Origin of the sequence: Candidatus Accumulibacter meliphilus, assembly GCF_036625345.1 — a bacterium.
Lineage (GTDB): Bacteria > Pseudomonadota > Gammaproteobacteria > Burkholderiales > Rhodocyclaceae > Accumulibacter > Accumulibacter meliphilus.
The window spans coordinates 282,058-303,932 of record NZ_JAZKTZ010000001.1 but is presented as its reverse complement, the minus strand read 5'-3'; the positions used below and the strand labels follow the sequence as shown (position 1 = coordinate 303,932).

General features: G+C 62.7%; 19 protein-coding genes and 1 other RNA gene. 3 read left to right on the top strand and 17 right to left on the bottom strand.

All coding sequences use genetic code 11. The features are described from left to right. Position 1 precedes the first annotated feature (1 nt). From mraY to rsmI, 12 genes are all read right to left on the bottom strand, one after another. Positions 2-1,090: a phospho-N-acetylmuramoyl-pentapeptide-transferase gene (gene mraY / locus V5B40_RS01435; RefSeq protein ID WP_332352785.1), complete on the bottom strand. Its 1,089-nt coding sequence runs from the start codon at positions 1,088-1,090 to the stop codon at positions 2-4. Further along, a complete protein-coding gene (locus V5B40_RS01430) occupies positions 1,090-2,463 on the bottom strand; it encodes a UDP-N-acetylmuramoyl-tripeptide--D-alanyl-D-alanine ligase (RefSeq protein WP_332353232.1) in 1,374 nt (457 codons plus the stop codon). The genes mraY and V5B40_RS01430 overlap by 1 nt, the downstream gene beginning before the upstream one ends. Before the next feature lie 5 nt (positions 2,464-2,468). Beyond that, positions 2,469-3,971 carry a UDP-N-acetylmuramoyl-L-alanyl-D-glutamate--2,6-diaminopimelate ligase gene (locus tag V5B40_RS01425; RefSeq protein ID WP_332352784.1) on the bottom strand — a complete coding sequence of 501 codons (1,503 nt, stop codon included), beginning with the start codon at positions 3,969-3,971 and terminating at the stop codon, positions 2,469-2,471. 5 nt (positions 3,972-3,976) lie between these two features. After that, positions 3,977-5,728 (bottom strand): peptidoglycan D,D-transpeptidase FtsI family protein, encoded by a 1,752-nt coding sequence (locus V5B40_RS01420; protein WP_332352783.1) that lies wholly within the window; start codon positions 5,726-5,728, stop codon positions 3,977-3,979. Continuing rightward, on the bottom strand, positions 5,725-6,003 hold the full coding sequence (ftsL, locus tag V5B40_RS01415) for a cell division protein FtsL (protein ID WP_332352782.1): 279 nt from the start codon (positions 6,001-6,003) through the stop codon (positions 5,725-5,727). The genes V5B40_RS01420 and ftsL overlap by 4 nt, the downstream gene beginning before the upstream one ends. A gap of 1 nt (position 6,004) precedes the next feature. After that, entirely contained in the window at positions 6,005-6,958 is a 954-nt protein-coding gene (gene rsmH / locus V5B40_RS01410) for a 16S rRNA (cytosine(1402)-N(4))-methyltransferase RsmH (RefSeq protein ID WP_332352781.1), read from the bottom strand. After that, on the bottom strand, positions 6,955-7,401 hold the full coding sequence (mraZ, locus tag V5B40_RS01405) for a division/cell wall cluster transcriptional repressor MraZ (protein WP_332352780.1): 447 nt from the start codon (positions 7,399-7,401) through the stop codon (positions 6,955-6,957). The genes rsmH and mraZ overlap by 4 nt, the downstream gene beginning before the upstream one ends. A gap of 372 nt (positions 7,402-7,773) precedes the next feature. Next, positions 7,774-8,147: RNase P RNA component class A (gene rnpB / locus V5B40_RS01400), an RNA gene on the bottom strand. Between the two features lie 9 nt (positions 8,148-8,156). Then, entirely contained in the window at positions 8,157-8,945 is a 789-nt protein-coding gene (locus V5B40_RS01395) for a DUF3025 domain-containing protein (RefSeq protein ID WP_332352779.1), read from the bottom strand. A gap of 12 nt (positions 8,946-8,957) precedes the next feature. Then, positions 8,958-9,410 (bottom strand): hypothetical protein, encoded by a 453-nt coding sequence (locus V5B40_RS01390; RefSeq protein WP_332352778.1) that lies wholly within the window; start codon positions 9,408-9,410, stop codon positions 8,958-8,960. Between the two features lie 56 nt (positions 9,411-9,466). Continuing rightward, the gene (gene pyrC, locus V5B40_RS01385; RefSeq protein ID WP_332352777.1) at positions 9,467-10,501 is read right to left on the bottom strand and encodes a dihydroorotase; all 1,035 of its coding nucleotides are present in this window, start codon (positions 10,499-10,501) and stop codon (positions 9,467-9,469) included. Positions 10,502-10,625: 124 nt separating this feature from the next. After that, complete coding sequence (gene rsmI, locus V5B40_RS01380; RefSeq protein ID WP_332352776.1) at positions 10,626-11,465, bottom strand: 16S rRNA (cytidine(1402)-2'-O)-methyltransferase; 840 nt, start codon at positions 11,463-11,465, stop codon at positions 10,626-10,628. Between rsmI and V5B40_RS01375 the strand changes: the two genes are divergently transcribed. The 3 genes from V5B40_RS01375 to V5B40_RS01365 all read left to right on the top strand — a co-directional run bounded on the left by V5B40_RS01375 (position 11,464) and on the right by V5B40_RS01365 (position 13,258). Continuing rightward, complete coding sequence (locus V5B40_RS01375; RefSeq protein ID WP_332352775.1) at positions 11,464-11,874, top strand: YraN family protein; 411 nt, start codon at positions 11,464-11,466, stop codon at positions 11,872-11,874. The genes rsmI and V5B40_RS01375 overlap by 2 nt on opposite strands. Before the next feature lie 143 nt (positions 11,875-12,017). Next, on the top strand, positions 12,018-12,611 hold the full coding sequence (locus tag V5B40_RS01370) for a phosphoheptose isomerase (RefSeq protein WP_332352774.1): 594 nt from the start codon (positions 12,018-12,020) through the stop codon (positions 12,609-12,611). 68 nt (positions 12,612-12,679) lie between these two features. Next, positions 12,680-13,258 (top strand): BON domain-containing protein, encoded by a 579-nt coding sequence (locus V5B40_RS01365; protein WP_332352773.1) that lies wholly within the window; start codon positions 12,680-12,682, stop codon positions 13,256-13,258. Positions 13,259-13,333: 75 nt separating this feature from the next. Here the strand turns inward: V5B40_RS01365 and V5B40_RS01360 are convergent, their stop codons facing one another. The 5 genes from V5B40_RS01360 to V5B40_RS01340 all read right to left on the bottom strand — a co-directional run bounded on the left by V5B40_RS01360 (position 13,334) and on the right by V5B40_RS01340 (position 21,853). Continuing rightward, positions 13,334-13,702 (bottom strand): hypothetical protein, encoded by a 369-nt coding sequence (locus V5B40_RS01360; protein ID WP_332352772.1) that lies wholly within the window; start codon positions 13,700-13,702, stop codon positions 13,334-13,336. Between the two features lie 163 nt (positions 13,703-13,865). Continuing rightward, a complete protein-coding gene (locus V5B40_RS01355; RefSeq protein WP_332352771.1) occupies positions 13,866-15,674 on the bottom strand; it encodes a sodium:solute symporter family protein in 1,809 nt (602 codons plus the stop codon). 9 nt (positions 15,675-15,683) lie between these two features. Continuing rightward, positions 15,684-15,938: a DUF4212 domain-containing protein gene (locus V5B40_RS01350; protein WP_291996609.1), complete on the bottom strand. Its 255-nt coding sequence runs from the start codon at positions 15,936-15,938 to the stop codon at positions 15,684-15,686. A 203-nt stretch (positions 15,939-16,141) separates the two neighbouring features. Beyond that, positions 16,142-17,602, bottom strand: coding sequence for a TrkH family potassium uptake protein (locus tag V5B40_RS01345; protein WP_332352770.1), 1,461 nt, complete (start codon positions 17,600-17,602; stop codon positions 16,142-16,144). A gap of 375 nt (positions 17,603-17,977) precedes the next feature. Further along, a complete protein-coding gene (locus V5B40_RS01340) occupies positions 17,978-21,853 on the bottom strand; it encodes a DUF3683 domain-containing protein (protein ID WP_332352769.1) in 3,876 nt (1,291 codons plus the stop codon). Positions 21,854-21,875: the final 22 nt, after the last annotated feature.

Genomic DNA, 21,875 nt, shown 5'->3' with positions numbered 1-21,875 from the left:
CTCAGCGCAGCTTCAGGCTGGACAAGCCGATCAACACCAGCATGATGGTGATGATCCAGAAACGCACGACGACCTGAGTCTCTTTCCAGCCGCCGAGCTCGAAATGGTGATGCAGTGGTGCCATGCGGAAGATCCGTCGGCCACCGCTTAGCTTGTAGTAGATGACCTGTGCGGCCACCGACAGGGTTTCGGCGACGAAGACGCCGCCCATGATCGCCAGCACGATTTCCTGGCGGACGACGATCGCCACGGTGCCCAGGGCTGCGCCAAGCGCCAGGGCGCCGACGTCGCCCATGAACACTTCAGCCGGGTAGGCGTTGAACCACAGAAAACCAAGCCCGGCACCGACCATGGCGCCGAGAAAGATGGCCAGTTCACCAGCGCCCGGAACGTAGGGCAGTAGAAGATAGCGCGCATAGACCGAGTTTCCGGCCACGTAGGCGAAGATGGCGAGGGCCGCTGCAATCATTACCGCCGGCATGATCGCCAGGCCGTCGAGGCCATCGGTGAGGTTCACGGCATTGCTGGTGCCGACGACGACCAGGTAGCTGAGGACGATGAAGCCGATGATTCCCAGCGGATAGGCCACCGTCTTGAAGAATGGCACGATCAGCTGCAGCTGTTCCGGACCGCTGGCGCTGAGGCCTAGGTAAAGCGCTACCAGCAAGCCAAGCGCCGATTGCCAGAAGTACTTCCAGCGTGAAGCCAGCCCGCGCGGATCGCGGTTGACCACTTTTTGCCAGTCGTCGTACCAGCCGATGCCGGCGAAGCCGACGGTGATGATCAGCACCACCCACACGTAACGATTGCTGAGGTCACTCCAAAGCAGCGTCGTAAAACAGACCGCAACCACGATCAGCGCCCCCCCCATGGTCGGTGTTCCCGACTTCACGAGGTGCGTCTGGGGGCCGTCCTGGCGCACCGCCTGACCAATTTTCTTGGCTGCCAGCCAGCGGATCAATGACGGCCCGGCCAGGAAGGAAATGATCAAGGCCGTCATCGCCGCGAGGACTGCGCGCAGCGTGATGTAACCGAAGACGTTGAAAGCGCGCACATCCTGCGCCAGCCATTGGGCGAGTAGGAGCAGCATCAGTCGCCCTCCTCGATCGCTGGCAAGGCAATGGCGTCGGCCACCCGCTCCATGCGCATGAAGCGCGAGCCCTTGACCAGGACGGTGGTTTCCGGGTTCAGCTCGGCGATCAGGGCGGCAATCAGTTTGTCGAGGTTCTGGTAGTGCTCGCCACCGCTGCCGAAATTGTGCGCCGCGAGAGCGCTCGCCTCACCGAGGGTGAACAGGCGATCGATCCCCTGGCTTTTGGCGTAACCGCCGATTTCGTCGTGAAACTGGCCGCTCATCGCGCCGATCTCGCCCATGTCGCCGAGGACCAGCACGCTGTGCCCGATGGTTGCCGCGAGCACGTCGATAGCAGCGCGGACCGAGTCGGGATTGGCGTTGTAGGTATCATCGAGAACGAGCGCACCGTGCAAGGCGGCACGCCGTTGCAGTCGCCCCTTGAGACCCTGAAAAGCGCTCAGACCGGCCTGCACAGCAGCCAGCGAGACTCCGGCGGCGAGACAGGCGGCGGCGGCGGCCAGCGCGTTGCGGGCGTTGTGCTGCCCGGGCAGGGCGAGCACAATCTCGACCTCGTCGCCGGCAGCGGCGACGCTGAGGCGGCTTTCGAGACCGTGCAGATAGAAGCGACCGCGGACGTCTGCGGCTTTTTCGAAGCCGAAAGTCATCATCCGCAGGGCGCGACTCTGACTGCGCCAGAGTTCCGCCCATTGGTCGTCGGCGCAGAACACGGCGATGCCACTCTCGTCGAGTCCCGAATAGATACTGCCTTTTTCGGCGGCGATCGCTTCGAGCGAGCCCATTCCCTCGAGATGCGCACGCTGCGCGTTGGTCACCACGGCGACGCTGGGGCGCGCAATTCCCGCCAGATAGGCAATCTCACCGGGATGATTCATGCCCATCTCGATGATCGCCGCACGATCACTGGCCTGCAGCCGCAGCAGCGTCAGCGGCAGGCCGATGTCGTTGTTGTAGTTGCCCCTGGTGACCAGCAGCGCATCGCCGTAGACGACTTTCAGGATGCTGGCGATCATTTCCTTGGTCGTCGTCTTGCCATTGCTGCCGGTGACGGCAATCAAGGGCAGCGTGAAACGGCCGCGCCAATCGGCGGCCAGGGCACCGAGTGACAAGCGTGTTTCAGCCACCTGAACCAAGGGCAGAGAGAGCTCCTGCAGCCCATCGACGGCATCGGCGGCGACCACTGCGGCGACCGCGCCGCGGGCCTTGGCGGCGGCCAGGTAGTGGTGACCGTCGAAATTGTTGCCGCGCAGGGCAAGAAAGAGCTCGCCGGCTGCGCTGCTTCGGCTATCGGTCGACAGGCCGCAGAACTGGACATTCTCGCCAAGCAGTTGGCCGTCGGTTGCGCGCGCAACGGCCAGGAGATCCATCATCACGGTCATTCGGCCATCTCCTGACGAGCAGTGAGTGCGGCACGCGCTTGCAGGACGTCGGAAAACGGCCGCCGCACGCCGCGGATCTCCTGATACGACTCGTGCCCCTTGCCGGCAATCAACACCACATCCGCGGGGTGTGCGGCAAGGAGGGTGCGCTCGATCGCCTCGCCGCGATCGACAAAGACTTCGGCAGCCGGTGCCGCGACGCGAATCTCGTCGATAATCGCCTGCGCATCTTCGCCACGCGGGTTGTCACTGGTCAACACGACATGATCGGCGCGCGCTGTGGCGATCGCTCCCATCAGCGGTCGCTTGCCGCGGTCGCGATCGCCACCACAGCCGAAAATGACGAGCAGGCGGGCACCACGAGCGGTCGCCACCGCCCGCAAGGCGCCCAGTGCGCTGTCCAGGGCATCGGGGGTGTGGGCGTAATCGACGACCACCAGCGGTTCGTTGCGGCCGCCGATCTTCTCCAAACGACCGGCTGGCGAGGGCAACTGCGCGAAGCGTTCGGCGACGGCTTTCGGCGTCAAGCCGGCGTCGATCAGGACGGCGGCAACAGCGAGGAGATTGGAGACGTTGTAACGACCGAGCAGGCCGGTTTCGACCAGCGCGCGCCCGTTCGGAGCACAAAGCCGGAAGCGCAAGCCGTCGACGCTTTCCTCGACCTCTTCGGCACGAATCGTCCCCTGCCGGTCGTCGGGGCTGTCCTGCTGGGTGTAAGCGACCACTTTGGTGGCCGAACTGAGAGCCGCCAGCTGGCGCCCGAAAGGGTCGTCGAGATTGCACACTGCGAGGCGCAGCCTGGGCCAGGTAAACAGCTCAGCCTTGGCCTGTGCGTAAGCCTCGAAACTGCCGTGATAGTCGAGATGATCGCGCGTCAGATTGGTGAATACGGCGACATCGACGCGGGCGCCGTCGAGGCGACCTTCGGCAATGCCGATCGAACTGGCTTCCAGCGCGCAGGCCTGAGCCTGGTCGTCGGCAAAGTGTGCCAGGGAGCGCATCAGAGTTGTCGCTTCGGGTGTCGTGAAGCCGGTATCGAGCAAATGGCCGGGGAAGCCGGCGCCCAAGGTGCCGATGATTGCGCAGCGGCGCGGATGGCAGGCGGCAAGCCATTGCGTCACGGTGGTCTTGCCATTGGTGCCGGTAACCGCGATTAGCGACAGCCGCTCACTTGGCCGCCCGTAAACGGCCTCTGCCAGCGGCCCACACAGTGAGCGCAAACCCTGCACCGGCAAATTGGCGATTCGCCAGTCGGCGTTCCAGGCGAAATCGGCCGTAGCGGCAGCACCCGCCTCCCAAAGGACAGCACAAGCGCCCGCCGCGATAGCCGCGGCAATATGTTTGCGGCCATCGGCCAGGTCGCCAGGATAGGCGAGAAAGAGATCGCCGGCGCTGATCTGGCGGCTGTCGTCGCTGGCGCCGCTGGGCAGCACGCCAAGCGCCGCCAACTGCGCCAGCATAGCGCGGGCGGTCGTGTCGGCCTTCAAAACGGCGTCCATCCGGCTCACAACCTGTCCTTCGTCGCTGGCTTGCCGCTCTGTGCAACCTCCAGCGGCGCATCCGGCGCGATGCCGAGGGTCCGCAAGGTGCCGGCCATCACCGCCGCAAAAACCGGTGCCGCCACTTCGCCACCATAGTATTTGCCGCGCGGCTCGTCGATCATCACGGCAACGACCAGCCGCGGATCCGAGGCCGGCGCAAAGCCGACGAAGGAGGCGACGTATTTCTTGGTGGAGTAGCGGCCGCCTTCAAGCTTGCGCGCGGTACCGGTTTTGCCGGCCACACGATAACCCGGGATCTGCGCCCTGGGAGCCGTACCACCGGGCCGCACAGCCATTTCGAGCATGGCGCGCACCTCCCGCGCCGTCTGCGGGCTGAATACTTGCTCGCCACGCGACCGCGCGGAAGCAACGCGGGTGAGCGAGAGCGGCACCAGATCGCCATCACGCGCAAAAACCGTATAGGCGCGCGCCAACTGAATCAGGGATACCGAAATCCCATGGCCGAAGGACATCGTTGCCTGCTCGATGGGCCGCCAGGTCTTCCAGGGACGCAGGCGGCCGCTGACCGCGCCCGGAAATCCGAGACCCGGCACCTGCCCAAAACCGACGCCTTCGAACATCTCCCACATCGCTTGCGCCGGCAGCATGGCAGCGATCTTTGAGGCGCCGACGTTGGATGACTTCTGGATGACCTCGGCAACGCTCAGCACTCCGTAGCGATGGGTATCGGAAATCGTCGCAGGGCCAATTCGCAAGAAACCGGGCGCACAGTTGATCGGCGTGTCGAAACGAACTTTGCCAGTCTCCATTGCCAGGGCAATGGTGAATGGCTTCAGGGTCGAACCGGGCTCGAAAGTGTCGGTAAAGGCACGGTTGCGCAGCTGCGCGCCGGAAAGATTCGTGCGATTGTTCGGGTTATAGGTGGGCCAGTTCGCCAGGGCCAGGATTTCACCGGTCCTGGCGTCGAGGACAACGGCGCCGCCGGCCTTTGCCTTGCTGTCGGCGATGGCCTGCTTGAGCTGACTATAAACCAGGTACTGGACTTTCGAATCCAGCGCCAGGTTGATATCTTCGCCGTCCTGAGGCGGCTTGATAGCGCCGACATCTTCTTCAACGATCTGGCCGCGCCGGTCCTTGATCACGCTACGGCTGCCCGGCGTGCCCAACAATTTTCCATGGAAGGCCAGCTCAGCGCCTTCGAGGCCCTTGTCGTCGACCCCGGTGAAACCGACCATGTGCGCGGTCATCTCCCCAGTCGGGTAGAAGCGGCGATATTCCTGGTCCTGACCGATGCCAGGCAGCTTGAGCGCAGCCACCTGCGCGGCCACCGGCGGTGGAATCTGGCGGCGCAGGAAGACGAAAGGCTTATCGGTCGTCAGCTTGCGGGTCAGCGCCTGCGCGTCGGTCTCAAGTAGCGCGGCCAGTTGCCGTGTCTGCTCGGCGCTCAGCTGTACCGCCGGCGGGACTGCCCAGATCGACCGCATCGGCGTCGAAATGGCCAACACGTCGCCATAGCGGTCGGCAATGCGTCCGCGTGAGGCGGTGATTTCGATGTCACGCCGGTAGCGTGACTCGCCCTTTTCCTGCAAGAAGTCAGTGTCGAGTATTTGCAGGTAAAACGCACGGCCAATCAGAACCACAAAGGAAAAGAGAATCAGCAAAGCCATCAGCCGCGACCGCCAGGCGGGCAGGCGCAGCTCCAGTAAAGGGCTCTCGGCGAATTTGTGGGCCACTTTTGCCTTGAAGCGCATCATCGCGACGCGCCTCCAGTCGGCGCCGTGGGGAGCAGCGTCTCGGCATCAGGAGTGCGCATACCGAGCTTCTCGACGGCGATTTTCTCGATTCGTGGCGCCGTTCCCCAGGTCGACAGCTCAAGTTGCAGCTGCCCGAACTCGACCTCGAGCTGGCGCGTACGCTCGTGCTGTACGTCAAGCTCCTGAAAGAGCTGCCGCGCCTTGTGTTGCGCGGTCACCACGCCCAGGCTGCAGAGCATCACCACCAGGAGGAGAAGCAGATTCAGGCGCACCATTTCAGGCCGCCTTCCGGACGAGTTTTTCGGCGACGCGCATGACGGCGCTGCGCGCCCTGGGGTTGGCGGCGACCTCTTCTTCGTTGGCCTTGAGCGGCTTGCCGACGAGGCGCAGCTGCGGCTGCGGCAGATCGGCCGCGCGCAAGGGCAGCTTCGTGGACAGCAGCTGATCGGGAGCGGCGCCGTCGCGCATGAAGCGTTTGACGATCCGGTCTTCGAGCGAGTGGAAGCTGATCACCACCAGCCGCCCTCCCGGTTTGAGGACTGTCATTGCCTGCGGCAGCACTAGCGTGAGCTGTTCGAGTTCTTGATTGATATGAATCCGTAGAGCTTGAAAGGTACGCGTCGCCGCGTCCTTGCCAGGCTCGCGGGTCCGCACGGCTTCGCGTACAAGGGCTGCGAGCTCGCCCGTGGTTGCAAGCGGCCGCTCTCCCCGAACAGCCACAACCTTCTTTGCAATCTGGACAGCAAACCGTTCTTCCCCATAATTCCTGATAACCTCCGTAATTTCCTGCACGCTGGCCCGCTGCAACCATTGCGCTGCGGTCTCCCCTTGCGTCGTGTCCATCCGCATGTCCAGCGGTGCGTCGTAACGGAAGCTGAAACCCCGCTCCCCTTGATCGAGCTGTGGCGACGAGACGCCAATATCGAGAAGCACGCCATCGACACCTTCCGCGACGTCGATTCCCGCCCGGCGCAAGGCCGCACTCAACTCGCCGAAACGCTGGTGCATGACCAGCAGCCTGCGATCCTGAATCTCGCGCGCCGGCAGCACCGCCTCCAGGTCGCGATCGAGAGCCAGCAGGCGACCGTCCGGCCCGAGCCTTTCGAGAATCGCCCGGCTGTGTCCGCCACGACCAAAAGTGCCATCGACATAGGTTCCGGCGGGTTTTATCTCCAGGGCGTCAACCGCCTCCCGCAGCAAGACCGTCTGATGCTGTGCCGACAAGCTCACAGCGCCAGGTCCTCAAGCCCCGGCGGCAGACACTGATCGCTGAGGGCAAAGACCGCTTCCTGCTGTTTCTGCCAGCCGAGGTCGGACCAGATTTCGAAATGACTCCCCTGCCCGACCAGCCAGACCTGCTTTTCGAGTTCCGCGAACTGACGCAACTCGGGAGCGACCAGCAGGCGACCTGCCGCGTCCATCGTTTCTTCGCGCGCATTACCGACCAACAGGCGTTTGATTGCGGCCGATTGCGGATTCATGCTCGACGCAGCCAGAACCTTGTCGCGAATCGGTTCCCAGGCCGGCTCGGGATAGAGGAGCAAGCAACGATGCGGGTGCGCCGTTAGCACCAGGCGGCCGTCAGCGACCGCGGCCAAAGCTTCCCGATGACGTACCGGAATAGCCAGCCTGCCCTTCACATCGAGACTCAACGCCGCCGCACCCTGAAACATCACCCCAAATCTTCCCCTGCAATCCTTCCGAGAACACCGCAATATTTCCCACTTTCTACTACTTGCCCCCACTTTAAGACAAAGCTTGCACGAACGCAAGGTCTCTTTCAGCGCTTTTCTCAATAGCTACAAGGACTTATAGACGACTTTTGAAGCACACTAAGAGACGCATTTTTTTTATAAAACAATGGCGCCATCCCTGTAGTTAAAGTGATTTCTCAAGGAACGCAGCTAAACCGCCCCTGCACACGACTGAAGCGCGCTAGACGCGGCCGACTGGCGGCCAAGGGGAGGCAATGGAGGGGGGAAGCTGGAAATGGCGGCCGCGAAAACAGCCTGTCAGACGGGAAAAAAGTGGGCAGCCGAGCGAAGGTGGGAAGCCGATCGATAAGCCGGGTTCTGTCGTGGACAGCCATTCCTCTAGACGTACTGTTACCAGCACGCTCAAGCAGCCTACCCGGAAGCAGCGCGAGCCACGCCCGTGCTTCCCTATTTGGCCTTGCTCCAGATGGGGTTTGCCGTGCCAGCCGTGTTACCACGGCCGCGGTGAGCTCTTACCTCGCCGTTTCACCCTTACCTGCACGCCCTCGGTTCTCTGAGCGCGGACATCGGCGGTCTGTTTTCTGTTGCACTTTCCGTCACCTCACGGTGCCCGGTCGTTAACCGGCATCCTGCTCTACGGAGCCCGGACTTTCCTCTCGGCGCGAGGGCTTAACCTTTTGCCCAGCGGCTGTCTGACCGACTTCCCGCGCTGATTATACCCGCCGCCGCGTTCGGCCCGCGCGGAATTGCCAGGCATCATCGTAGTACGATGGGCTTTCGTTGGCCTCCGTCACCCCGGGCAGACCCAGCAATGGCAAAGGGTGAAAAGCGCGTGGGTCGCGGTGTCGTCCGGCCGCCACTTCGCTCGCCAGACGCCGGTCGACGTCAGCCAACTGTGCGCACAGCGGCGCGCGCAGCCAATCCTCACTGACCTCATGCAGCACGGCCTTGGCTGTCAGCCCGCGAAACGGTTGCAGCAGTTGCTCGTAGGTGGCGTGACCAAAGACAAAGCAGCGCAGTGCGCGATCGAGATCAAGGCGCCGCTCCCAGAACAGGGTTTTCCATTGAAAGCCGCGCAGCAAGGCCAGCAGCGAGCGATCGGAGGAGACCACGACAACCCCGCATTCATCGAAATGAGTCAGCGCATCGCGATGGCGACCGCGACCGCAGCGCGCGCCGGGTTCCGCCATCGCCTCGACGTGGCAGGCATTCAGCGCGAATTTACTCAACGGAAAACTGAGCCAGACCAGGGCATTGAAGAAATCGTGCCAGTTGCCGGGACGCGTCTCGACCTCGCCGCGCGCCCAGATGCGAGTTTCGTAATCGACACCATCGCCTTGCGGCACAACGAAAGACAGCCGTCGACCGCCAGCTCTGCGTAGATCGCAGCGCGCGCTGAGCAGCTCGAGCGACGCTGGCTCCGGGGCAAAGGGAAGGCCTTCGATGAGCGGTGACAATGGCGCGAACAAGCCACCCGGCGACGGCCAGGCTGCCAGGGTCACTTCCTCACCTGCTCACTGCTGCGCCGGCGCGCCAGCGTCCGTCGGCGTATCGCTCTGCGCAGCGGCAACGAAGCTCAAGCTGCCATTGCGCATCTCGAAGCTGCCCTGTAGGGGACCCATACCCTCCGCCGGCGCCTCTTCAAGCCGGGCAAAGCCCTCACAGGTCCGCGTCTCGACGACCAGCATGCGGCGCCCCTGCTTGAGAATCCAGGCACCGTTCCCGGGCGCGTACACCTCGACCGGGGTTGTGGCACCGCCCTTGCCCATGTCATGGCGGCGCATGCACTCGGGCATCCGTGCGGCGACAATGGAATAGGAAGCCGACTTCTCCCAGAAGAAATTCTGGATGCGAATTAGCGTCAGCGCGTGCTGGCTGGAGCCGTCGATCTCGAAGGACGCACGCTGATCGGAGCAGGCCACCAGCAGGGGCAGCAAGAACAGGGACAATAAGGTCTTTCGCAGCACAGGAAATCTCCTCAAGCGAATCCCGGAGCGGGCCGACGCGGGGTGATTCCCCGACATTAATCGAGCATCCGCCAGCGTAGCCGCTCACCGGCACGTAGCGGAACCAGCGCATCGTCGCCGAGATAGGAGAAAGCCTCGGCAACGCGCCACTCCTCCTGCACCAGCGTCACGGTCCCGGAATTGCGCGGCAGACCATAGAAATCGGCGCCATTGAAGCTGGCAAAAGCCTCCAGCCGATCCAGGGCGCCGACCGAAGCAAAGGCTTCCGCATAGAGTTCCAGAGCCGCGTGCGCCGTGTAGCAACCGGCACAACCACAACTGGTTTCCTTGCTGGTCCGTGCATGCGGCGCGGAATCGGTCCCCAGGAAGAATCGCTTGCTGCCGGAAGTCGCTGCGCGTATCAGTGCCAGCCGATGCGTCTCACGCTTGAGAACCGGCAGACAGTAATGGTGAGGGCGAATGCCGCCGGCAAAAATGGCGTTGCGGTTGTAGAGCAGGTGATGCGCGGTAATCGTCGCCGCCAGGTTCGGCCCTGCACTGCCCACGAATTCAGCAGCATCGCGGGTAGTGATGTGCTCAAAAACGAGCTTGAGACCCGGGTAACGCGCCAGCAGAGGCTCCAAGATGCGTTCGATGAAACGTTTTTCGCGATCGAAAACGTCGACCTCCGGATCGGTCACCTCGCCGTGCACCAGCAAGGGCATCCCCGAGCGCTCCAACTCGGCAAGGGCCGGCGCGCATTTGTCGAGATCGCTGACGCCGGCGTCCGAATTGGTCGTCGCTCCTGCCGGATACAGCTTCACCGCATGTACGAACTGGCTAGCGACGGCCAGCCGCACTTCATCGGCCGAGGTACGGTCGGTCAGGTAGAGAGTCATCAGGGGCTCGAACGACAAAGCCGGCGGTAATGCCGCCAGGATCCGCGCGCGATAGTCACCCGCCGCAGCAACGGTGGTCACCGGCGGGCGCAGATTGGGCATCACAATGGCGCGGGCAAACTGACGCGCGCTATGCGGCAAAACCGTGCGCAGCGCTTCACCGTCACGCAGATGAAGGTGCCAATCGTCAGGACGAGTAAGAGTGATCTGCATTCTTGAGCCGCGACGAGGAAAAGCCTGAATTCTAGATGATTTTCTTGCTTCGGCCGAACCTGGTCGAGCCGACGACGCAACGGCCAGCGGCATGATGGGCGTCGCACTTCCGCCCGCGCAGCTCTCAAGCCCTCAGTCGCAAGGCCAATTCGTACAAGGTTTTCTTGCCGACACCGGTAATCGCGTGCGCCAGGCGGCTCGCCTGGCTAACTGCCAGGCCATCGTCCAGCAACAGCTTGAGGACTCTTTCCCCTTCAACGCCGTCGTCGAGCGATGCGGCCCCGGAAACCACCAGCACAAACTCGCCACGCTGCCGGTTGCCGTCGGCCAGCAGCCAGTCATGCGCTTCAGCAAGCGGACAGACATGGATGGATTCGAACAGCTTGGTCAGTTCCCGGGCCAGGACCACGGTCCGTGCCGGCCCGAAGGCATCAGCCAGGGCGAGCACGGTGTCGAGAATGCGGTGCGGCGCCTCGTAGAAAACCAGGGCGTAGGGCAACTGGACCAGCCCGCGCAAAGCCTCTGCACGCTGCCCCGCCTTGTTCGGCAGAAAACCATAGAACAGGAAATGCGGGTCCTCGAGTCCGCTGGCGGAGAGCGCCACGATCGCCGCGCAGGGACCGGGCAAGGGGACGACGCGATAACCGGCAGCGCGCACCCTGGCCACCAGCCGCGCCCCCGGATCGGACACCGCCGGGGTGCCGGCATCGACCACCACCGCCACCGACTCCCCGTTTGCCAGGCGCGCGATGACCTGTTGCGCGGCAGACTGCTCATTATGCTGATGCGCCGCCAGCAGACGTGCAGTACAGCCATAATGTCTGAGTAGCAGCCCGCTATGACGCGTGTCCTCCGCCGCCACCCACGCCACCTGCCGCAGAACATCGATGGCACGCTGACTCATGTCGCCAAGATGGCCGAGCGGCGTCGGTACCACATACAGTGCAGGGAGTTCTTCGCTCATGACGATCCATCGACAGGTGAACGACAAAGATAGCACGGCCGGGGCAGACGAACGCCCGGCAACACCGGGTTTGCTCGCCGAACGCCTGGCGGCGGCCTTCCTCGAACGGAACGGCCTGAGCATCCTGGCACGCAATTACCGTTGCCGCGGCGGCGAGGTGGACCTGATCTGCGAGGACCGACAGGTGCTCGTCTTCGTCGAAGTGCGCCTGCGCCGCAACACCGCCTACGGCGGTGCAGCAGCCAGCATCACCCGCGCCAAGCAGGGCCGCATCATCCTCGCTGCACGCCACTATCTGGCCTCGCACAGAGCCAGGCGGGAGCCCGAATGCCGCTTCGACTGCCTGCTCCTGGACGCTCTTTCCGAAGCGGCGATCGAATGGTTGCGCGACGCCTTTGCCGCGGCGTGAGGCATGCCGCCGCCCGCCACTGCCGGCGCACCCGGGCCCCCATCGTCAGCTCGTCGGGCCGTGCACCGTGGACTGCACTGCACGATCTTGTCGACGCCCTGGTGTTAAGATCTCGGACTCTCCTTTCAGCCGAGTCAAAGCTCATGGATTTGATCACTCGCATCAGCCAGCACTTCAAGGACAGCGCGCAGACCAAGCTCGACGCCATCGAACTGCTCGCCGGACCGATTGCCCAGGCGATCGAGTCAATGGTCGCCTGCCTGCTCAACAACGGCAAGATCCTCGCCTGCGGCAACGGCGGCTCGGCTGCCGACGCGCAGCACCTGGCCGCCGAACTGGTTGGCCGTTTCGAGGCTGAAAGGCACGAACTGGCAGCGATTGCCCTGACCACCGACTCGTCGATCATGTCGGCGATCGCCAACGACTATGGCTTCCGGATGGTATTCGCCAAGCAGGTCCGTGCCCTCGGCCAGCCCGGCGATGTGCTGGTGGCCATCTCGACGTCAGGAAACTCGCCCAGCGTCGTCGAAGCGATCAGTGCCGCGCACGAGAACGAACTGCGAGTGGTGGCTCTCACTGGCAAGGGCGGCGGCGCAATCGGTGAAATGTTGCGCGAAGGCGACGTCCATATCCTGGTGCCGGCCGAACGCACCGCACGCATTCAGGAAACGCACCTGCTCACCATCCACTGCCTTTGTGATGGCATCGATTGCCTGCTCATGGGAGTTGAAGAATGAAGAGAGCCCTGGCCACCAGCCTGGTTTGTGGCGCGGTCCTTGTACCGGCCTTGCAGGGGTGCATTTCGGTGCTTGCCGTCGGCGCCACGCAAGCCACGCTGGCCGCCGTCGACCGCCGGGCGCTGGGCGTCCAAAGCGAAGACGAAAGCATCGAATGGAAGGCCGCGCTGCAGATCGGCCCGCTAGGGGGCCGCGAGTCGCATATCAACTTCACCAGCTACAACGGCAAGGTGCTCGTTACCGGCGAAGTTCCGTCCGAGCAGATCAAGGCAGAAGTGGAACGGCTGGTTGCCGCGCTACCGGAAGTGCGCGGCGTTTACAATGAACTCGTGGTCGCGCCAATCTCTTCGTTCGGGACGCGCAGCAACGATTCCTACCTCACCGCCAAGGTCAAGTCACGCTTTGTCGAGGCCGGCAAGTTCAACCCCGTCTATGTCAAAGTGGTGACCGAAAACGGTGTCGTCTACCTGCTCGGCCTGGTCACGCAACAGGAGGCCGACGCGGCAATCCAGCTCGCGCGCACCACGAGCGACGTCAAGAAAGTCGTCACCCTGCTGGAAATCATCACCGATGCCCGGGCCAAAGAGCTGGACGCCAAGCTGGAGCCCCAGCCGGCGAAGTCAGATAGCGTCACGAGCGGCGGATAGTGAACCGCTAGTCCGTCCGGCCAGCGGCGGCTGCCGTTTCCGGCCGCACCCTCCTTGTCCGCGCAGTCAGCGTAGTCAGCGTCGACCACCAGGATCTGCCGGCTTTTTCTTGCCCCAGTTGGCGTGGGCGTTCCGGCTGACAATATAGTCGGCAAAGAACTTCATCCAGATGGTCGACCCGGCAATCGCCGTCCAGGTGTCGTAGGCGACGCCGCCGATCACCACCATCAGGATCACCGCCACAGCGATGGCTCCGGCAACCAGGTTGATGGCGGCCACGTAGGGCGCATACTTCGCCGGATCCGCGGGCGGCTCGCCGCGCTTCAGCGCCACCTGGGAAAAGTCCTGTTTGAAGAGAATTTGCCACGCCCGCCGCAGCCAGAAAAAAGCGATCGGGAAGAGGCCGAGAAACAATATCCATGTAATCGCAACGCTGATAGTCATCCAGTACTCCTCTTGTTCCGTGCACGGGTGCCCACGAAAAGAAACCAAGCACGTCGGCAAGCGAGCAAAGAAAAACCCCGCCACAGCTGCCGGCGGGGTTCTTCTTGCCCGCTACCGCCGGCGCGAGGGCCGGACGGCAGCATGATCATAAAGCTAACACGGCTTAGTGAGCACCCGAAACAGCCCCGGAGCCGCGCGGGATGCGCACCGACTCGACCATTGCCTGGATGTGCTCCGGGGGTTCCGGAGTCATCTTGTCGACAATGAAGGCAACGGCGAAGTTGACACAGGCTCCGATGGCACCGAAGGCTTCCGGCGTGATGCCGAAGAAGCTGTTCGGCCCGCCGATCAGGTCGACGTATTCGGTACCCTTGATGAAGAAGATACCCTTGGCTGCGAAGACGTAGAACAGGGTGACGAAGAGGCCGGCCAGCATGCCGCTGATTGCGCCTTCCTTGTTCATCTTCTTCGAGAAGATACCCATCATGATGGCCGGGAACAGCGAGCTCGCCGCGATCCCGAAGGCCAGCGCCACGGTACCAGCTGCGAAACCCGGCGGATTGAGGCCCAGATAACCAGCGATGACAATCGCCACGGCCATCGAGATCTTGCCCGCCAGCAGCTCGTTTTTCTCGCTGATCTCAGGAACGAAAACGTTCTTGATCAGGTCGTGCGAGATAGCGGCCGAGATGGCCATCAACAAGCCAGCGGCAGTCGACAGAGCGGCAGCCAGGCCACCGGCAGCAACCAGCGCGATGACCCAGTCCGGCAGCAAGGCGATTTCCGGATTGGCGAGAACGATGATGTCGGCGTTGACCGTCAGCTCGTTGCCCTTCCAGCCGGCACCTTCGGCCTTGGCCTTGAACGCGTCGTTCTTGGACTTGTCGTTGTAATACTGAATGCGACCGTCGCCATTCTTGTCTTCCCACTTCAGCAGGCCGGTCTTCTCCCAGCGCTTCATCCAGTCCGGACGCTCCGCGTACACCAGTTGCGAATCGGCGGCGTACGGATCGGCGTTGCCCATTACGACACCCGGGGTGATCGTGCGCAGCAGGTTGGTCTTGGCCATCGCCGCCACGGCAGGCGCCGTGGTGTAAAGCAGGCCGATGAAGATCAGCGCCCAGCCGGCTGAACTACGTGCAGCAGCAACCGTCGGCACCGTGAAGAAGCGCATGATCACGTGCGGCAGACCGGCGGTACCGATCATCAGCGACATCGTATACACGAACATGTTCAACATGCCGCCAGCGTCCGACGTGGTGTAGTTGGCGAATCCCAGATCGCTCACGACCAGGTCCAGCTTGTGCAGCAGCGAAACATCCTGGCCCACTATGTTCGAACCTAGACCCAGTTGCGGGATGGGGTTGCCGGTCAGCTGGATCGAGATGAAGATCGCCGGAATGATGTAGGCCGAGATCAGCACGCAGTACTGCGCGACCTGCGTGTAGGTGATCCCCTTCATGCCACCAAACACCGCATACACGAAAACGATGCCCATCCCGACGTAGATCCCGGTTTCGCTCGTCACTCCCAGGAAGCGCGAGAAAGCAACGCCGACGCCGGTCATCTGACCAATGATGTAGGTCAGCGAAGCGACCAGCAGGCAGAGAACGGCGACCGTGCTGGCGGACTTCGAGTAGAAGCGATCGCCGATGAACTGCGGCACGGTGAATTTGCCGAACTTGCGCAGGTAAGGCGCCAGCAGCATGGCCAGCAACACGTAACCACCGGTCCAGCCCATCAGGAACAGACCGCCGCCGTAACCCATGTTGGAGATCAGGCCGGCCATCGAAATGAACGAGGCGGCCGACATCCAGTCCGCGCCGATCGCCATGCCGTTCATCACCGGCCCGACTTGGCCGCCGGCGGCGTAGAAATCGCTGGTGGTCCCGGCACGCGCCCATAGTGCAATCGCAATGTATAGGGCGAAAGTCGCACCGACCACCAGGTAAATCGTTGTTTGCAGTTCCATGTTGGCCCCTTATTCTTCGTGAACGTCGAATTGACGGTCGATTTCGCCCATCTTCTTCCGGTAGTAGAAGATCAGCGCGATGAATATGTACATCGCTCCCTGTTGGGCAAACCAGAAGCCCAGGGGATAGCCACCCAGATGGATGCTATTGAGTGCGGGTGCGAACAGGATGCCCGCGCCGAATGAGACCAGGAACCATACTATCAGGATCTTGGTTAACAACCCGAGGGTCGCCGACCAGTAGGCCTTTCCACTGTCCTCCATGATTACCTCCTCCAATTTTTTTGATCGATTGAGCGGCCCCCGAAGCCTCCAAGGGAACCACCGGGGCGATTATTGATGTCGATTCTTACTGGAAGCTGACACCACACTGGAAAGTCAGGCTTGCGCACAGGCTGTCGTGGGGTCGCGCGGTCGCGCGCTAGCGGCAGCAGTCGCCGCTGCGCAAAGGGCAGACGACGACGGGCCTAACTCCGCCAGAAGCCAGGCGTCAGCAGAACCAGCAGAGTGAAAATCTCGAGGCGTCCGAGAAGCATGGCCCAGGTGCACACCCAGGTCTGCAAGTCGGTCAGCACGGCGTAGGTCGAGGCCGGGCCGACGAGATTCAGTCCAGGACCGGTGTTGTTCAAGCAGGCGACGACGGCGGAGAAGGCGGTGATGATGTCCAGTCGCGTGGCGACCATCAGTAGCGTCATCACGACGATGCTGACCACGTAGATGAACATGAAGCCAAGGATGGCGTGCAGCACCTGGTCCGGAATGACCGTCGCGCCGAAGCGCACCGTCTGCAGGCCGCGCGGGTGCATGGCCCGAGTCAGTTCGCGCGACACCTGCTTGTAGAGCACGACCGCGCGCATCATCTTGATACCGCCGCCGGCCGAGCCCGAGCAGGCGACGAAGCTGCCCAGAAAGAGGATCCACAGTTGCCCGAACAGGGGCCACTGCACGTAATCGGTGGTCGCGAAGCCGAGCGAAGTGGCCAGGGATACCGAGTGGAAAGCGACGTAGCGCAGGGTCGTCAGGAAATCCGCGTAGATCGCCTCCGGCCAGAGGTAGACCGAAAGCGCCAGGATGCTCAGCGCCAGAATGCCCAGGAAATAGTGCGCCTCGATGTCGGCCAGATAGGCACGCAGCGATCGCTGCGAGAAGGCCAGGAAGTGGGTGCTGAAGTTGATGCCGGCGAGCAGGGCGAAAAAGATGACCACCAGTTCGATATCGAGACTGTCGAAGTGACCGAGACTGGCATCCTTGCTGGAAAAACCACCGAGGCCCATCACCGAGAAGGCGTGCATCAACGCGTCCCAGCCGTCCATGCCCAGGAAATACAGACTGCCGGCGCAGGCAGCGGTAAGGATCACGTAGACGACCCACAGGCCCTTGGCCGTCTCGGTGATGCGCGGCGTGATCTTGGAATCCTTCATCGGACCAGGGGTTTCGGCCTTGAGCATGCCGCGGCCGCCGAAACCGAGCAAAGGCAAAATGGCGACAGCGAGCACGACAACGCCAAGGCCGCCGACCCAGTGCATGAAGGTACGCCAGAAGTTGATCGACAAGGGCAGTTGATCAAGTCCGGACAAGGCCGTCGCACCGGTCGCCGTGAGGCCCGAAACGGCTTCGAAGTAGGCGTCCGTCCAGGTCAGTCCGTCGATGTGCAGATACAGGGGTAGCGCACCGAAAGCCGGCAGCAATACCCAGATCAAGGCGACCAGCAGGAAGCTCTCGCGCACCCGCATCTCGCGCTGCTGCCTGCCTATCGAAAACGACAGCAGAACGCCGCTGAGGACGGTGATCAGCACCGCTTCGTCGTACGCGCCTTGCGCGCCATCGGCCGTCAGCCACGAGATGGCGAGCGGAATCAGCATCAGGAAACCGAAGCCGGTAACCAGCACGCCGAGGACATACAGCGCCGGTGCGAAACGCCCAAACATGCGCGCGCCTCGCGAGTCGGTGGAAAGCGACGAAGAACCCGAGTTTTTTTCGATACTGGCCACCAGCGTTCTTGAGACCCGCCACGAGCATCGCCAAGCGACCGGCCAGGGGGCTATGCGCGAGGATCAGGGACCGAAATAAGCAGCCGCAGGAGCGAGAGAGCATCATCGATCCTGGCAGCCGCGATGTGGCGGGCATTCTATACCGAAAGTTTTCGCCAAGGCACCGAAGTGGGCCACGCAAGGCGTTTATCGCCTGCGCGCTAACGGTCATGACATGTCAAGATACCTCGATCATGAAAGTCATGACCGCCCCTCCCGGCCCTTCTCCCGCAAGGAGAGGGAGTTTCGTGAGTCGTTTGCGCGACTTTCACATCAAAGCAGCACCCGCTCGATACCGCCGTTGTTGGCCTGGCCGACGTAGCGCGCCAGCCAGTCGTCGCCAAGCAGGCGCTTGACCATTTCGACAACGATGTAGTCGGCCTCTGTGCCGCTGTCATCGTTGTAGCGGGACAAACCTTGCAGGCAAGAGGGGCAGGAGGTAAGCACCTTGATCGGACCGCTAAAGCCATCCGCCCGCTGCCGTTCGACGCCGTTGGCGATCTCCTCCTGCTTGCGGAAGCGCACTTGTGTGGACACGTCCGGACGCGTCACGGCCAGGGTTCCCGACTCGCCACAGCAACGCGTCGAAAGCTCGACCGGTTGCGCCATCAGCCTGTTGACCACCTTGATGCCGGGCATGGTGCGCATCGGCATGTGACAGGGGTCGTGATACAGGTAGCGACTGCCGCTGACGCCGTCGAGGCAGACGCCTTTTTCGAGCAGATACTCGTGGATATCGAGCAGGCGGCAACCGGGAAAGATCTGCTCGAAGTGGTATTTTTCGAGCTGGTCCATACAGGTGCCACAGGAAACGATGACGGTCTTGATATCCAGATAATTCAAGGTGTTGGCGACGCGATGGAAAAGCACCCGGTTGTCGGTGGTGATCCGCTGCCCCTGGTCGGCCTCGCCGGCTGCCGTCTGTGGATAGCCACAGCAGAGGTAACCGGGTGGCAGCACGGTTTGCGCGCCGATCTCGTAGAGCATCGCCTGCGTGGCCAGGGCCACCTGGGAAAACAGGCGCTCAGAGCCGCAACCCGGGAAATAAAAAACCGCATCGCCGTCATAATCCGGGGCGCTGACTTTTTGCGGATCGCGGATGATCGGGACGATCTTGTCGTCCTCGATGTCAAGCAGCGCACGCGCCGTGCGTTTGGGAAGCCCACCCGGCATCGGTTTGTTGATGAAGTGGATGATCTGCGACCGAAGTGTCGGCGAACCGAGCGTCGCCGGCGGTTGCCGCGTTTGCGCCTGGATCAGACCCAGCGACTTCGCCGCCCGGTAAGCCAGGCGCTGCGCCCGATATCCCCAGTCGATCATCAGCTTGCGCACCAGCTTGATGGTCGCCGGATCCTTGATCGTCAGGAAAGCCATGGCCGCCGCTTTCGCCGGCACGAATTTCTTCTTGCCCTGCTCGCGCAGCAGATTGCGCATGCGGATCGAGACATCGCCGAAATCGATATCGACCGGGCACGGCGTCAGGCACTTGTGGCAGATCGTGCAGTGATCGGCAACGTCGTTGAATTCGTCGAAATGGCGCAGCGAAACGCCGCGCCGAGTCTGCTCCTCGTAGAGAAAAGCTTCGATCAGCAAAGAGGTGGCAAGGATCTTGTTGCGCGGCGAGTAGAGAAGGTTGGCGCGCGGAACGTGCGTCGAACAGACCGGCTTGCACTTGCCGCAGCGCAGGCAGTCCTTGACCATCGCCGAAATGTGGCCGATTTCCGACTGCTCCATGATCAGAGACTCGGTGCCGAGCAGCGAGAACGACGGCGTGTAGGCCTTGCTCAGATCGCCGCCCGGCAGCAGCTTGCCCTTGTTGAAGCGGCCTTCGGGATCAACCCGGGCCTTGTAGTCGCGAAAAGGCTGGATTTCCTCATCGCTGAGGAATTCCAGCTTGGTGATGCCAATGCCGTGCTCGCCCGAGACAACGCCATCGAGCGCCCGCGCCAGCGCCATGATCCGCTCGACCACGGCATACGCTGTCTGCAGCATCTCGTAGTTGTCGGAGTTCACCGGAATATTGGTGTGCACGTTGCCGTCACCGGCGTGCATGTGCAGAGCGACAAACAGGCGGCTGCGCAATGTCTGCTGCTGAATCGCGGCGATACGTTCGACGACCGGTCGGTAAATGACGCCGTCGAAAATGTCTTCGAGCTGCGGCTTGAGCTCGCTCTTCCACGACACGCGCAGCGAGTAGTCCTGCAAGCGATGAAAAAGCGTCGGCCTGGGCGCCCGATTCTTCAACTCGCCACTGCTGAGTCCACGTGTGGCGAACTGCGCTTCGGCCTCGTGCAGCGGCTGGTCGAGGCTGTCGAGCAACCACTGCCAGCGGGTGCGTACGCTGGCCACCGTTTCCAGCGCGGCGGCTCGACGTTCGCCGATCAACAGCTCCTTGTCGAGGTCGGCGTCGCCACGGTGCAGGGGCAGGTCGCCCTGCAGGAATTCGCTCAGGGCGTCGCAAAGGGCCAGCTTGTTGCCGATCGACAGCTCGATGTTGATGCGCTCGATGCCGTCACAGTATTCGCCCATCCGCAGCAGCGGAATCACCACGTCCTCGTTGAGCTTGAAAGCGTTGGTATGGCGTGAAATGGCGGCGGTACGCGAGCGATCAAGCCAGAATTTCTTGCGCGTTTCGGCGTCGACGGCGATGAAGCCTTCGGCGCCGCGCAGATTGCACAGGCGCACCACTTCCGACGCGGCGCTCATCACCGCCGACTCATCGTCACCAACCAGATCCCCGATGAGCACCATTTTCGGACGCCCGGCGTTTTCCGCTTTGCGCTTGGCCTTGGTCGCGTAGCCGACGGCGCGCAGATAGCGCTCGTCGAGGTGTTCGAGTCCGGCGAGCAGAACCCCGGCCTCCTTGCCGTCGCCCCCAGGCGAAAAATGATCGGTAATCTCGACAATCGCCGGCACCGCCTCGCGCACCTGGCCGAAAAACTCGAGGCAGACGGTACGTGCATGTTGCGGCATGCGGTGCAGGACCCAGCGCGCGGCGACGATCAGGCCGTCCGTGCCCTCCTTCTGCACGCCGGGCAGGCCGGCCAGAAACTTGTCGGTGACGTCCTTGCCGAGACCCGCCTTGCGAAAGCTTGAGCCGGGAATCGCCAGCATTTCGGGCTCGCCATAGAGCGTCGTGCCATCCTTGCGAAAACGCCTGATCTCGAAGCGCACCGTCTCCTGTTCGTGGATCTTGCCGAAGTTGTGGCCGATGCGCGTCACTTCCATCAGATGACCACTGGGGTCGACCATCTTCCACCAGGCCAGATTGTCCACCGCCGTTCCCCACAGCACCGCCTTCTTGCCGCCAGCGTTCATCGCCACGTTGCCGCCGATGCACGAGGCATCTGCCGAAGTGGGGTCGACCGCGAACACCCGCCCGGCAGCCGTCGCGGCTTCCGCGACGCGAGCCGTGACCACCCCGGCACCGGTACGGATCGTTGCGTAGGGGCGATCACATCCGGGCAGGCGCATTTCCTCGACAGCACCGATGTTCATCAACTTCTCGGTGTTGATCACCGCCGCCAACGGCGTCAGCGGAATCGCACCGCCGGTGTAACCGGTACCGCCACCGCGCGGAATGATGGTCAGCCCAAGTTTGATGCAGGCACGCACCAGGGCGCCGATCTCTTCCTCGCTGTCCGGATTGAGCACCACGAACGGGTATTCGATGCGCCAGTCGGTGGCATCGGTGACGTGCGAGACGCGCGCCAGGCCGTCGAAAGCGATATTGTCGCGGCGCGTATGCCTGGACAGGGCTTTTCTGACCTTGCTGCGCAGCCTGGCCGTAGCGTCGAAATGGTGCTCGAAAGCGTCAACCGCCGCCGCGGCGGCGACGATCAGTTGCTGCACGCGTTCATTGCCCTGGCGACGCTTCTCGATCTCGCACAAACGATGGCGAAGCGCAGCGATGAGCGCCACTCGCCGCTCGCGACTGGCGAGGAGATCGTCCTCCAGGTAGGGATTGCGCTGTACCACCCAGATATCGCCGAGCACCTCATAGAGCATCCGCGCCGAGCGACCGGTAACGCGTTCGGCGCGCAACTGGTCGAGCAAGGCCCAGTTTTCCGCGCCGAGCAGACGAATGACAATCTCGCGGTCGGAAAAAGAGGTGTAGTTGTAGGGGATCTCGCGCAGGCGTGCGTTCATTGATACTCTCTGCTAGCAGCAA

Bases quoted from the DNA above. Each gene is read 5' to 3' on its own strand.
- V5B40_RS01345 (WP_332352770.1), bottom strand. From the start codon at position 17,602: ATGTTTGGGCGTTTCGCACCGGCGCTGTATGTCCTCGGCGTGCTGGTT.
- V5B40_RS01375 (WP_332352775.1), top strand. From the start codon at position 11,464: ATGACGATCCATCGACAGGTGAACGACAAAGATAGCACGGCCGGGGCA.
- V5B40_RS01420 (WP_332352783.1), bottom strand. From the start codon at position 5,728: ATGATGCGCTTCAAGGCAAAAGTGGCCCACAAATTCGCCGAGAGCCCT.
- pyrC (WP_332352777.1), bottom strand. From the start codon at position 10,501: ATGCAGATCACTCTTACTCGTCCTGACGATTGGCACCTTCATCTGCGT.
- ftsL (WP_332352782.1), bottom strand. From the start codon at position 6,003: ATGGTGCGCCTGAATCTGCTTCTCCTCCTGGTGGTGATGCTCTGCAGC.
- V5B40_RS01425 (WP_332352784.1), bottom strand. From the start codon at position 3,971: ATGGACGCCGTTTTGAAGGCCGACACGACCGCCCGCGCTATGCTGGCG.
- V5B40_RS01430 (WP_332353232.1), bottom strand. From the start codon at position 2,463: ATGATGGATCTCCTGGCCGTTGCGCGCGCAACCGACGGCCAACTGCTT.
- mraY (WP_332352785.1), bottom strand. From the start codon at position 1,090: ATGCTGCTCCTACTCGCCCAATGGCTGGCGCAGGATGTGCGCGCTTTC.
- mraZ (WP_332352780.1), bottom strand. From the start codon at position 7,401: ATGTTTCAGGGTGCGGCGGCGTTGAGTCTCGATGTGAAGGGCAGGCTG.
- V5B40_RS01355 (WP_332352771.1), bottom strand. From the start codon at position 15,674: ATGGAACTGCAAACAACGATTTACCTGGTGGTCGGTGCGACTTTCGCC.
- V5B40_RS01360 (WP_332352772.1), bottom strand. From the start codon at position 13,702: ATGACTATCAGCGTTGCGATTACATGGATATTGTTTCTCGGCCTCTTC.
- V5B40_RS01340 (WP_332352769.1), bottom strand. From the start codon at position 21,853: ATGAACGCACGCCTGCGCGAGATCCCCTACAACTACACCTCTTTTTCC.
- V5B40_RS01350 (WP_291996609.1), bottom strand. From the start codon at position 15,938: ATGGAGGACAGTGGAAAGGCCTACTGGTCGGCGACCCTCGGGTTGTTA.
- V5B40_RS01370 (WP_332352774.1), top strand. From the start codon at position 12,018: ATGGATTTGATCACTCGCATCAGCCAGCACTTCAAGGACAGCGCGCAG.
- rsmI (WP_332352776.1), bottom strand. From the start codon at position 11,465: ATGAGCGAAGAACTCCCTGCACTGTATGTGGTACCGACGCCGCTCGGC.